At 66.7% G+C, this 12,492-nt stretch carries 11 protein-coding genes, 1 rRNA gene and 1 riboswitch; of the genes, 5 read left to right on the plus strand and 7 right to left on the minus strand.

Translation table 11 applies throughout. The features are described 5' to 3' along the window. Window positions 1-116 (minus strand): 16S ribosomal RNA (locus U1H99_RS29470); the annotation flags it as partial. 462 nt (window positions 117-578) lie between these two features. Next, window positions 579-789, plus strand: a riboswitch (cobalamin riboswitch). A gap of 137 nt (window positions 790-926) precedes the next feature. Between U1H99_RS29470 and bluB the strand changes: the two genes are divergently transcribed. From bluB to U1H99_RS29485, 3 genes are all read left to right on the plus strand, one after another. Continuing rightward, entirely contained in the window at window positions 927-1,601 is a 675-nt protein-coding gene (bluB, locus tag U1H99_RS29475) for a 5,6-dimethylbenzimidazole synthase (protein WP_323145057.1), read from the plus strand. Between the two features lie 141 nt (window positions 1,602-1,742). Further along, window positions 1,743-2,078 carry a signal protein gene (locus tag U1H99_RS29480; protein ID WP_323145058.1) on the plus strand — a complete coding sequence of 112 codons (336 nt, stop codon included), beginning with the start codon at window positions 1,743-1,745 and terminating at the stop codon, window positions 2,076-2,078. A 123-nt stretch (window positions 2,079-2,201) separates the two neighbouring features. Then, entirely contained in the window at window positions 2,202-2,807 is a 606-nt protein-coding gene (locus U1H99_RS29485) for an SRPBCC family protein (RefSeq protein ID WP_323145059.1), read from the plus strand. Here U1H99_RS29485 and U1H99_RS29490 read toward each other — a convergent pair. The 6 genes from U1H99_RS29490 to U1H99_RS29515 form a co-directional block, all read right to left on the minus strand. Beyond that, window positions 2,804-3,847, minus strand: a complete 1,044-nt coding sequence (locus U1H99_RS29490; protein WP_323145060.1) for an AbrB family protein — start codon at window positions 3,845-3,847, stop codon at window positions 2,804-2,806. The genes U1H99_RS29485 and U1H99_RS29490 overlap by 4 nt on opposite strands. Window positions 3,848-3,864: 17 nt before the next feature. Continuing rightward, window positions 3,865-4,938, minus strand: a complete 1,074-nt coding sequence (locus tag U1H99_RS29495) for an ABC transporter ATP-binding protein (RefSeq protein ID WP_323145061.1) — start codon at window positions 4,936-4,938, stop codon at window positions 3,865-3,867. Between the two features lie 19 nt (window positions 4,939-4,957). After that, the gene (locus U1H99_RS29500) at window positions 4,958-6,769 is read right to left on the minus strand and encodes an ABC transporter permease (protein ID WP_323145062.1); all 1,812 of its coding nucleotides are present in this window, start codon (window positions 6,767-6,769) and stop codon (window positions 4,958-4,960) included. A 70-nt stretch (window positions 6,770-6,839) separates the two neighbouring features. Continuing rightward, window positions 6,840-7,934, minus strand: coding sequence for an ABC transporter substrate-binding protein (locus U1H99_RS29505; RefSeq protein WP_323145063.1), 1,095 nt, complete (start codon window positions 7,932-7,934; stop codon window positions 6,840-6,842). A gap of 28 nt (window positions 7,935-7,962) precedes the next feature. Next, entirely contained in the window at window positions 7,963-8,937 is a 975-nt protein-coding gene (locus U1H99_RS29510; protein WP_323145064.1) for a Bug family tripartite tricarboxylate transporter substrate binding protein, read from the minus strand. 35 nt (window positions 8,938-8,972) lie between these two features. Continuing rightward, window positions 8,973-10,034, minus strand: coding sequence for a porin (locus U1H99_RS29515; RefSeq protein ID WP_323145065.1), 1,062 nt, complete (start codon window positions 10,032-10,034; stop codon window positions 8,973-8,975). Window positions 10,035-10,195: 161 nt separating this feature from the next. Between U1H99_RS29515 and U1H99_RS29520 the strand changes: the two genes are divergently transcribed. Further along, window positions 10,196-10,885, plus strand: a complete 690-nt coding sequence (locus U1H99_RS29520; protein WP_323145066.1) for a response regulator — start codon at window positions 10,196-10,198, stop codon at window positions 10,883-10,885. 14 nt (window positions 10,886-10,899) lie between these two features. Beyond that, window positions 10,900-12,408 (plus strand): sensor histidine kinase, encoded by a 1,509-nt coding sequence (locus tag U1H99_RS29525; RefSeq protein WP_375341662.1) that lies wholly within the window; start codon window positions 10,900-10,902, stop codon window positions 12,406-12,408. Window positions 12,409-12,492 lie beyond the last annotated feature (84 nt).

Consider the following 12,492-nt stretch of genomic DNA (forward strand, 5'->3'; position numbering starts at 1 on the left):
TATATTACTCACCCGTTCGCCACTCGCCGCCAGGTTGCCCCGCGCTGCCGTTCGACTTGCATGTGTAAAGCATGCCGCCAGCGTTCAATCTGAGCCAGGATCAAACTCTTCAGTTTAATCTCTGTTTGTTGGCATTGCTGCCATCGGTATTGCTACCGAGTCGCTCACTCAAGATACTGACCGTCATCTCATTGCTGAGACAACGCTTAATACTTTTGTGAACATTTGATAATTTAAGTAATCAGCTAAACTAGTCAGCTGGCACCTTCATCAAACGCCCACACTTATCGACTGTTAATTTTTAAAGAACCTTGTTCGGTGCCTTGCTGCATTCTGCGAATCGTTTTGTTCGTCAGCAGCAGAGGAAGAAGATTATGCACTACATCGCTTAACTCGTCAACCCCATCTTTTTCTTTAGCGCCAGCGGTGTTGTCAAAACACCGCGCTCAACTACTTGATTTCGTTCAGCTTTATTTGCGCTGCAGAAGCAGGAGGCGAACTATAGCAAAGCCCGACGGCGTTCGCAAGAGCTTGCGCTGGCCATACTTTGCAGGCTGCTGGTGTCGACGGCATGGCCGTTGTAACATCGCAACTTGGGTGCGTTCATTCCCGCTAGGAATGACGTTAAACGGGAAACCAATGAAGCCGCAAGAAAAACGCGGTCATTCCGGTGCAGCCCCCGCTGCTGTAAGCCTGACGACTCCGTCCACACGCCACTGAGCACTGCTCGGGAAGGCACGGAGAAGGAAGACGGCGAGCCAGAATACCGGCCCAGATTGCCAGCACCATTCCCCGGGGTGACGGGATACCGCTGTCGATGGGTCGGTGCCGCGTCGCCGATGCCGTCCGCGGCCGCCTTCATTCCCTCCCGATGGTGTGATACCGACCGTGTCATACCGACCATTCGACTGGAGGAATCCTCTCTCATGAATACCAACGCTTTTTCGCCGGCCGAAATCGACGGCGTGTACCGCGCCATTCGCGAACGGCGCGACATGCGCCACTTTCTTCCCACACCCATCGCTCCTGAACAACTGGAACGTTTCATCGGCGCGGCCCACCAGGCGCCCAGCGTCGGGCTGATGCAGCCATGGCGCTTTATCCGGATCGCCGACAGCCGGCTGCGCCGCCAGATCCATGCCCACGTGGAGGACGAGCGCGTGCAGACCGCGCACGCGCTCGACCAGCGTGCGCAGGAATTCATGCGCCTGAAAGTCGAAGGCATCCTGGAGTGCGCGGAACTACTGGTCGTCGCGCTGATGGACGATCGGGAATCCTACGTGTTCGGGCGGCGCACGATGCCACAGATGGACCTCGCGTCGGCGTCCTGCGCGATCCAGAACTTCTGGCTGGCGGCACGCGCGGAAGGCATCGGCGTCGGCTGGGTGTCGCTGTTCGATCCCCAACGCCTGCGCGAACTGTGCAATATGCCGGACGGCAGCGCGCCGATCGCCGTGCTGTGCGTGGGCCATGTCGAACAGTTCTATCCTGCACCGATGCTCGAGGCCGAAGGCTGGGACAAGCGCCGGCCGCTGTCCGGCCTGATTTATGAAGACACCTGGGGAAAGCCCGCGCCTCTCGTCGAGGATGCGGCTGGCTGACGCCGTGTATCGGATTCGATGGCATCGAAACCGGCTCATGCCAAGATTACAGTTCAATCATGTTCGCGATCAAACCAGCCCTACCCTACTAGAATGAGGTCCCGGCTGTTCCAGCCCGATGACCGATGATTGGAGAATACGATGAAGAAAACCATGGCCCTGCTCGTGAGCGCCCTGTTGGCGACTGGCGCGTTTGCCCAGACGACCACCGTGCCGAACCCGCTGTCCCCGTCGGCGCCCGCGAACACGAGCCAAGCCCCGGCCAAGGCCGCCCCCGCAAAGCCGGCGAAGACCACTGCCCCAACCGCCGAAGCGCCTGGCGGCGGCCCCGGCAAGGTCTGGGTCAACAGCGCGAGCAAGGTCTACCATTGCGCGGGCACCAAGTACTATGGCAAGACCAAGAAAGGCGAATACATGGCGGAAGCCGACGCCAAGGCCAAGGGCTACCACGGCGTGAACGGCAAGGCCTGCTCCTGACCCACCGCCCAGCAGGACCCAGTATCGCCCGGCCGGCGGCTGCCGGCATGCGCAGCCCGCTGGCCGGTACAGCCTTCGATTCGCGGATAATACGGGCTTGTCCATCAGCCCTATGCCCGCAACATGTTCGCTTCCCTCGACCTCCGGCGCACGTGCCGGACGCTATCCATTGCCTTGCTGCTGGCCGCGCCGCTGGCCAGCCATGCCGCGCCGGCCGACGACGACATCCAGGTCAAGGTGGAACGGCATGGCGAGTCGGTCACCGTCCATGCCCAGCTGTCGGTCCCCGTCGACGCCCGCCAGGCCTTTGCCGTGCTGACGGACTATGACCACATGAAGCAGTTCCTGCCCGACCTTGACGAGAGCCGCATTCTCTCGCGCACGAAGGACGGCTTGCTGGTGCGCCAGGCGGGCAAGTTGCGGTTCGGGTGGTTCGCGGTGCCGTTCGAGTATGTGCGGCGGATCGAGCTGACGCCGGATACCAGGCTGGTTTCGCATATCGTGTCGGGCAGCGTCAAGAAAGGCGACGTCACGACGACGCTGACGACGTCGAACGGACGCACGCTCATCACCTACGACAGCGAAGCGGCCATGGGCGTCTGGCTGCCGTTCGGGATCGGCAATGGAGCGATCGCCGACCATCTGCGCCAGGACCTGGACAGCATGCGCACGGAAATGCTGCGCCGCAGGGCAGCGGCCATCGGCGCCGGCGCCGCCGCCCCCCCCTAGGCAGGCCGGCGCAGGCGCTGCCAGCCGCGGTAAAGGGGACCGATGGTCAGCACCACGAACACCATGCGCGATACGTGGAACGCCGTCACCACCGGCACGCCGAGGTGCAGCACGCGCGCCGTGAGCGACATCTCGGCGATGCCGCCCGGCGAGGTCGCCAGGATCATGGTGCCGGGATGCAGTGCAGTCACCTGCGCGACCGCCATCGCGAACAGCCCGGCCAGCAGCAGCATGGCCAGCGTACATCCGGCCACGGCAACCAGGTAGCGCGGCGCCGTGTGCACGAAGGCCCGCGTGAAGCGCGTGCCCAGCGAAACGCCGATCAGCAGCTGTCCGCAGCGCACCATCCACTCCGGCAGGCGCGACAGCTCGACGCCGGCCGCGGTCAGCGCCATCGCCATGAGCAGCGGTCCGATCACCCAGGCGTTCGGCAACCGGATGCGCTTGAGCAGGAGCGCGCAGGCGCTGGTGAGCAGCGCCAGCAAGGCCAGGCCGGCGCCGTCGACGCGCGCCGCCAGCGGCAGGAAGGCATCCAGGCCACCGCCCCAGCCGTGGCGGCCGAGCCAGCGCACCGCGAACGGAATGGTGCCGACCACCAGCATGATGCGCAGGCTGTGCGCCGCGGCGACGCGGTCGACCGCGGCGCCATGGCGCTCGGCCTGCACCGCCATCTCGGACGCACCGCCGACCGCCATCGCAAAAAAGGCGGTGGCGGCGTCGCAGCCGGACAGGCGGCGCAGCAGCGCGCCGCAGGCGATGCCGAGGCAGACGGTGAAGGCCACCGCCAGTACGATCCATGCCAGGTTGCGCGCCAGCGCCGCCAGCACCGGGGCGCTGAAATACAGCCCGAGCGCGGTGCCGATCGCCCACTGCCCGGCCTCGCGCGCCTGCACCGGCGCGGCCAGGCGCGCGCCCAGCATGCAGGCGGCCGCGGTCGAGAACAAGGGCCCGATCATCCAGGGCAGCGGCGTGTCGAGCGCGACGCAGGCCATGGCGGCGATGGCGGCCAGCGCCAGGGCCGGCACGAAGGTGCGCAGCATCGCCGGCGGCCGGGCGTTCAGAACACCCAGAGCTTCTCGGCCGGCATCTCGAGCCAGTAATTGCCCGGATCGATACGGTGCCGCGAATAGGCGCGCACGTTGGCCTCGCCGCTCTTGAACAGGCATTCCCAGCGGTCGCCCAGATACATGCAGGTCGACAGCGGCAGCTGGATGCCGTTGTCGACCGGGGCGCGGCCGATACGGACTTCCTCGACCCGGATCAGGGCCGCGGTATCCTTGGCGCCGCCGGCGCCGCGCGCGGTCGCGTTGAGCGCCATGCCGCCGACCTGCAGGCGCGCGGCGGCGCCGTCGCGCTGCACCACCTGGGCCGGTATGCGGTTGTTACTGCCCATGAATTCGGCGGTGAACAGGGTATCCGGCGCTTCGTACATCGATTGGGGCGTGCCCTGCTGCTCGATCTTGCCGTTGTTGAGCAGCAGGATGCGGTCCGAGATGGCCATCGCCTCGGCCTGGTCGTGGGTCACCATCAGGGCCGACAGGCCCAGGCGCACGATCAGCTCGCGCAGGAAGGCGCGCGCTTCCTCGCGCAGCTTGGCGTCCAGGTTGGACAGCGGCTCGTCGAGCAGGATCACCGGCGGGTTGTAGACCAGCGCGCGGGCGATCGCCACGCGCTGCTGCTGGCCGCCCGAGAGCTGGTGCGGGAAGCGTTCGCCCAAGTGGCCGAGGCCGAGCTGGGACAGCACTTCCTTCACTTTCTGCTCGATGTCGCGCCCCGCCATCTTGCGTAGCTTGAGGCCGTAGGCGACGTTGTCGAACACGGTCTTGTGCGGCCACAGCGCATACGACTGGAATACCAGGCCGAGGTTGCGCTCCTCGGCCGGCAGCTCCAGCGGGCGGCCGGCGCCGCCGCCGTTGAACACGCGGCGCTCGCCGATGTCGATGGTGCCCGACTTCGGGCTTTCCAGGCCGGCGACGGCACGCAGCAGCGTGGTCTTGCCGCTGCCCGAAGGGCCCAGCAGCGCCACCACTTCGCCGCGCTGCAGGTGCATCGAGACGCCCTTCAGGATCGGGTTGGCGGAAGCGCCGCTGCCGTAGTCGAGGTGCAGGTCATTGACGGTCAAAACGTTCATGGTCGGGTCTCGTCTTATATTAGTTGTGAAGCTTGACGCCGAAGCGCAGCGCGATGCCCAGGCCGATGGCCACGAGCGTGATATTGATAAAGGACAGGGCTGCCACCAGGTCGGTGGAGCCGCCCGCCCACAGCGAGACCAGCATCGCGCCGATCACTTCGGTGCCGGGCGAGAGCAGGTAGACGCCGGTGGAATACTCGCGTTCGAAGATCAGGAACACCATCAGCCACGCGCCCAGCATGCCGAACTTGATGAGCGGCAGCGTGACGTCGCGGGTCACCCGGCCGCGGCTGGCGCCGACCGCGCGCGCCGCCTCTTCCAGCTCGGGCCCCACCTGCAGCAGCGAGGTCGAGACCAGGCGCATGCCGTAGGCCAGCCACACTACCGAATAGGCCAGCCACAGCGCGAAGATGGTCGAGCGCAGCTGGCGCAGTTGCGGGATGAAGTGTTCCGACAGCCAGGCCGCGACGCCGTTGTCCATGCCCTTCAGGACCGTGTCGAGCCAGCTCGGCACGAACAGGAAGACCCACAGGAAGGACAGGCCGGCCAGCAGGCCCGGTACCGCACGCGGCACCAGCACGCTGTAGTCGAGCAGGCGGGTCACGCCATCCGGCTTGCGGTGCATCGCCAGGGCGATCGCGGTGTAGCAGGCCACCGCCAGGGCGCCGCCGATCACGCCGATCAGGATCGTGTTGAGGATGCCGCGCACCAGCGAAGGCTGTTCCCAGATATCGCGGAAGTGCTGCAGGGTCAGCACGTCGGCCAGCTTCACGCCCTCGCCCCAGTACTGGACGAAGGAGCGCAGCACGATGCCGGTCAGCGGCAGCACGATGGTGACCAGGATCCAGCCGCCGATCACGGCCAGCGCCAGCCATTTCCAGCGGCCCAGCGGCAGCGGTTTCTGGCGCGCGCCCTTGCCCTTGATCGACACGTACTTGTTGGCCGACTTCAGCAGCCAGCGCTGCGCCATCACCAGCGGCATCGTCACCGCCACCAGGCACACGGCCACCGCGGCCATCAGGTGGTAGGACGGCGTGCCCAGCTTGTTGGTCAGTTTATACAGGTAGGTGGCCAGCACCAGGTGGCCCTCCGGGTCGCCCAGCACCAGCACCAGGCCGAACACCTCGAAGCCGAGGAAGAACACCAGCACGCCGGCATACGCCAGGGCCGGCATGATCATCGGCAGCGAGACGTTGAACATGACCTGCCACGGCGAGGCGCCGGACACGCGCGCCGCCTCTTCCACGTCCGAGCCGAGGCTCTTCAGGGCCGACGAGGCGTACAGGTACACGTGGGGCACGTGGGTCAGGCCGGCGATGACGACGATGCTGGTGAACGAGTACACGTTCCACGGAATCACGCCGAGCAGCTGGTGGATCCAGGTCGAATAGAAGCCCACCGGACCCATCGAGACCACGTAGCCGAAGCCCATCACCATCGGCGAGACGAAGATCGGCACCAGCAGCAGCGGCCCGATCCAGCCGCGGCCCGGCAGGTCGGTGCGCACCATCAGGAAGGCCAGCATGCCGCCCAGCGGGACGGCGATCGCGGCCAGGCCCGAGGCCAGCAGCAGGCCGTTCTTGAAGGCGAGCCAGAAATCAGCGTCCTCGAAGATGAAGCGGAAGGCGTCCAGGCTCAGCATCTTGTCCGGCATGAAGAACGGCGCCGACAGGACACTCTGGTAGAAGATCAGGAACAACGGCAGGAAGATCGCCAGGCAGGCGAGGACGACCACGATGGCGCGCGGCCAGTTCAGGCGCGGGCGGCGCGCGGCGCGTTGGCCGTCGGCGCCGGTCGATTTGACGGCGCCGGGCAGGGAAAAAGTAGGCATGGGAATATCCGATCGAGGAGGTCCACGGCGGACACGCGGTCCGCCCCGGGTGACGGCTGACGGCGCCGGCTTATTTTTTGCCGGCGGTTTCCTTCCACTGCTTCAGGAAGGCCATGCGCTTGGCCGGCGCCAGGTATTCCATCACGGCCGGGCCGACCGCCAGCGGTTTCAGGTTCTTTTCGCCCACCTGCTTGACCAGTTCCGCGGAGGTGGTCTCGCCGGTCACGTCGGCGCGGATCGCGAACAGCTTCGACTCGTTGGCGATGACGGTCTGGCCGCGCTTGGACAGGATGTAGTCCATCCACAGCTTGGCCGCATTCGGGTGCTTGGCCGACTTGTTGATGAACTGGACGCGCGACATGACCAGGGTGTAGTCCTTCGGCAGCACCACGCCCAGCGAGGGATCGTTCTTGGCGCGCACCAGCGCGTACGGGCCCAGCACGTTGTAGCCGATCAGGTTCTCGCCCGAGGAGATGCGTTCGAGCATGGTGCCGGTCGAGGACTGCACCCTGACCCGGGCGGTGCCGAAGGCCTGCTGCAGCGCGCCGAACTGCGGGAAGTCCTGGGCATCCTGGGTCATGAACATGAAGCCCACGCCCGACTTCTCGATGTCGTAGGTGGTGACCTTGTCCTTGAATTTCGGCTGGGCGATGATGCGCGCGAAGTCGGCGTGGGTCTGCGGGATCTCGGCGCCCGTCACCAGCCGCTTGTTGTAGACGAAGACGGCCGGTTCGTAGGTGGTACCGTAGGCCATGTCCTTCCACACCGCCCAGCCCGGGATCTTGTCCGCCTCGACCGATTTGTAGGGCAGCGCGTAGCCGCCGGCCGCCAGCTTGATCTGCAGGTCCATCGCGGACGACCACAAGGCGTCGGCGGTATCGCCGCCGGCCGCGGCTTCCGAAATGAAGCGGTTGTATACCTCGGTCGAGTTCATGTCGTTGTACTCGACGGTGATGCCCGGGTAGAGCGCGTTGAAATCCTTGACCAGCGGCTGCACCGCCTTGCTGTCGGTGGCGCCATAGACCACCAGCTTGCCCTCTTTCTTGGCGGCGTCGATCAGTTGCTGGTAGTTGGACGGGTAGCCGGCCGGCACCTGTGCCAGGACCGGGGCGGCGGCGAATGCCAGGGCGATGGCGGCGGCGGCGATGGTGGGTTGGAAGGTCATGTCTGTCTCCTGGTTGTATGGTTATGAATCAGTGCTCGCGCACGAGGTTGAACTGTCTGGCCTGGCGCTTGTAGTCGGCCACGGCCTGTTTGATATGGCGGGTCAGCGCATCGCCGGTCAGGGAAAACGGATACAGGCCGGCCTGGGCGCGCATCCGTGCGAATGCGGGCGACGCCTGGACCTGGTCGAAGGCCCGGACCCAGCGCCGGTAGTCGGCATCCGACACGCCCGGTCCCATCCAGAGGCCGCGGATCAGGAGCCAGACCAGGTCGTAGCCCTGTTCGCGCGCGGTCGGCACGGCCGCCAGCACGCCCGGCAGGCGTTTGTCCGCGAGCACGGCCAGCACGCGCACCTTGCCGCTGTCGGCATACAGCGAGGTTTCGGAAGCGTCGCTCGACACCACCTGGACGTAGCCGGCCTGCATCGCCGTGTATTCCTCGCCGCCGCCTTCGAGCGCGACGAAGCGCAGCCGATGCGGATCGACGCCGGCCAGTTGCGCCAGCATCGCCATCTTCATCCAGTCCTGGCTGCCGACGGTGCCCGACATGCCGATCAGGACCGCCTGCGGATCGCGCTGCAAGGCCTGCACCAGGTCGCGCAAGCTGCGGTAGGGGGAATCGGCCGGCACGGCGATCACGCCGTAGTCGGCGCCGAGCCCGGCAACCCAGCGCACGTCGTCCACACCGGCCTTGCCGAATTTTCCCTGGGCCAGGTTGAGCAGCGAGCCGCCCGAGAACGCGACCAGGGTGTCCGGCTCGGCCCGGCGCTGCGACACGATGGTGTGCCAGGCAACGGCCCCGATCCCGCCCGGCATATAGCGCAAGTTCAGCGCCGGGGTGCCCGGCACCTCATGCAGGGCTTTGCGGGCCAGCTTGCAGCTCAGGTCCATGGCGCCGCCCGGCTTGGACGGCACCAGGCATTCGGCGGCGGCCGGCTGGCCCGCGAAGGCCGGCAGGCCGGCCAGCAGCGGGATCGATAACAGGAATGCGGGCAATGTTTTCATGGCGCCATCATAGCCGTGGGACCGGGCCGCTACCGTCAGAAGCGATGCTGGATACCGGCGGTCACGCCGGTCTGGGTGGTGCCGCTGCCCGGGTCGTCGCGCGACAGCCCGACCAGTTGGCCATGGTCGGCGCTCGCGTGCGCCGCCGACAGGTAGAGGTCGGTGCGCTTGGACAGTGCGTACATCGCGCGCGCCACGATCATGGTCGGGTCGGCGTCGCGCGCGGTGGGCAGGTTTTTGGTATTGATGTGGTAGACGGCGCCGGTCAGGGTGGTCTTGCCGGTCACCCAGGTGATGCCGCCCCAGTAGGTGTCGCCGCGCAGGTCGGGCGTGGCCGCCTTGCCGGCTTCCATCTTGTAGCCGCGCATGCCGGCCAGGTAGCGCCATTGGCCGGTCCGGTAGTCGGCGCCCAGGTGGAAGGCGGTGGTCTTGTCGCGGTTGCCGGTCGCCGGCAGGATCGACCCGTTGATCTGCTCGTAGGCCGCCATCAGCGACAGGCCGCCGGCGGTCCAGCTGCCGCCGACCGCGTACTTGCGGCCGTCGGCCGTGTTGCCGGGCTGCTCGCCGAGGCCGACGCTGGCGCCGTAGCTGAAATTGCCGGTGCTGCCGCTGTACTTGACCAGGTTGTCGAAGGCCGTCGTCATGCCGTACTTGGACGGGCCGGTGGCGGCGCCGGTCGTGGCCCATGAATAGTTGGGTGCGAAGCCGAGCGGATCGAACTTGATCACCAGGTCATAGGTGGTGGTGAAAGAGCGGCCGATCACCACGCGGCCAAGACTTCCTTCGAGGCCGACGTTGGCCTGGCGCCTGAACAGCGCGCCGTCGGCGGCGCCGGTGTCCAGCAGGATGCCGCCTTCGAGGTTGAACACCGTCTTCAGGCCGCCGCCCAGGTCTTCGCTGCCGCGCAGGCCCCAGCGCGAGGTGTTCTTGCCGCCCGAGATCACGCGCACCATGCCGCCATCGTTGGCGCCCGCGTGGTTGACGGCCTCGACGCCGGCGTCGATCAGGCCATACACCTGGACGTTGCTCTGGGCATGGGCGGAATTGTTCAGGGAAAGCGCTGCCAGGACGGCGAGCGCGAGGGCCGACTTCGTCATGTTATCTCCGGTAGTTATAATCGTTATGTGCTACGTGTTTGAGGCAACTATATGCGGGCCCGGCTTTCAATCAGCTTTCAGTGGCACAAGACCTTGCTGCGGAAACCACGTAGTGGCGCAAGCACTTTCCGAAGCGAACGCTTTGCGCTTACACTGAAAGCATGAGAATCCTGTTAGTCGAAGACCACGTCGAGCTGTCGCACTGGGTGTCCAAGGCCTTGCGCGACGCCAGGCTCACCGTCGAGTGCGCGGCCACCGGCACCGATGCCGACGCCCTGCTCCATACCCAGGACTATGCCCTCGTCATCCTGGACCTCACGCTGCCCAGGATGGATGGCCTGGATGTGCTGCGCCGGCTGCGCGCGCGCGGCGGCGCGCGCGGCAAGACCCCGGTGCTGATCCTGACCGCGCGCGGCGGGCTCGATGAACGCGTGCAGGGGCTCAACCTGGGCGCCGACGATTACCTGGCCAAGCCCTTCGAACTGGCCGAACTGGAAGCGCGCGTCAAGGCGCTGCTGCGCCGCAGCATCGGCAACGAAGCGCTGGTGTACCAGTGCGGCCAGCTCAGCTTCGATACCGTCACCCGCATGTTCACCTACTGCGGCGAAGCGCTGGCACTGACCCCGCGCGAGCACGCCCTGCTGGAAGCGCTGATCGCGCGCCCGGGCCGCGCCTTGTCCAAGGAAAAGCTGTTCCAGGACGTGTTCTCGCTGGACGACGACGCCAACCTCGACGCCATCGAACTGTACATCCACCGCATCCGCAAGAAGCTCGACCGCCGCCCGGGCGGCGGCGCCGCCATCGCCACGCTGCGCGGCATCGGCTACCTGATGCAGGAACGCCCGGCCTGAGGCCGTCTTCCATGATGCTGGCCTTGCGCACCTTCCTGGTCCGGCGCGCCGCGGCGGCCGCGGCGTCCGGCCAGCCGGCCCCGCTCGGCAGCCTGCGCAAGCAGCTACTGCGCTGGCTGATCATCCCGCTGGTGGTGCTGGTCGCCCTGAATTCGATCTCGCTCTACCGCGACGCGCTCGAGGCCGCCGATATCGCCTACGACCGCTCGCTGCTGTCGTCGACGCGCGCGCTGGCGGAACGGGTGTCGGTGCGCGACGGCAAGGTGGTGGCCGACGTGCCTTACGTGGCGCTGGACAGCTTCGAGACCGACACCCTCGGGCGTATCTACTACAAGGTCAGCGGCCTGCACGGCGAAACCGTGTCCGGCTACGACGACCTGCCGCCCGTACCCAAGGATGCGCCGCGCTCGGAACTGTATCCGGCCCTGGTACGCTTCTACCATGCCGACTACAACGGCGAACCGGTGCGCATCGCGGCCCTGCTACAGCCGGTGTACGACGATTCGATGCGCGGCATCGCCCTGATCCAGGTCGGCGAGACGCTGGATGCCCGCCGGGCGCTGTCGCGCCGCATCCTGGTCAACACCCTGCTGCGCCAGGCGGTCATGGTGCTGGCCGTGGCGACCCTGGTCTGGTTCGCCGTCGGGCTGGTGCTGCGGCCCCTGATGCGCCTGAAGAACGAAGTCGAGACGCGCGACCTGTCCGACATGTCGAACATGGACGAGGCGCTGGTGCACAAGGAAGTGCGGCCGCTGGTGGCGGCGATGAACGGCACCATGGCGCGCATGCAGGACCTGATCGCCAGCCAGCGGCGCTTCATCGCCGACGCCTCGCACCAGCTGCGCACGCCGCTCGCCGTGCTCAAGACCCAGGCCGAGCTGGCCTTGCGCGAAGACGACGCGGCGGCGATGCGCGCGATCGTGCGCTCGATCGCCGGCACCACCGATTCGGCGGTCCACCTCGCGAACCGCCTGCTGACGCTGGCGCGCATCGAGCACGGCAGCGGCAACGCCCATGCCGAGCCGGTCTCGCTGGCGGCCGTCGCCGGCCGGGTCGGGCTGGAACTGGCCCTGCCGGCGGTGCAGAAAGGCATCGACCTGGCCCTGGAAGCGGCGGACGGCGCCGACACGACGGTGCGCGGCCAGGAGCTGCTGCTGCACGAGCTGGTCTCCAACCTGGTCGACAACGCGATCCGCTACACGCCGGCGGGCGGCAGCGTACTGCTGCGCCTTGGGCGCGCGAACGCCGGCGTGCTGCTGGAAGTGATCGACAGCGGCCCCGGCATCGCGCCGGAGGAAGTCGAGAAGGTGCTGATGCCGTTCTACCGCGCCCAGTCGACGCTGGACGCCAACCCCGGCGGTACCGGACTCGGCCTGGCCATCGTGCGCGACATCGCGGGCGTGCATGGCGCCACCCTGGCGCTCGCCGCAGGTGAAGGTGAAGGAGAAGGCGGCGCGGGCGGCCGCGGCCTGAAGGTGAGCGTGCTGTTCGCGGCACCCGCCGACGCGCACGATCCATCTTGAACACCTCCGCCGGCCCATTTTTGCAACATCCGCAGCAATTAACCAACTAGTTAGTTATAATATGGCCCGCGGCTTGTTTCAACC

This window comes from Massilia phyllosphaerae, assembly GCF_034659755.1.
In the GTDB taxonomy this organism is placed as follows: domain Bacteria; phylum Pseudomonadota; class Gammaproteobacteria; order Burkholderiales; family Burkholderiaceae_D; genus Telluria; species Telluria phyllosphaerae.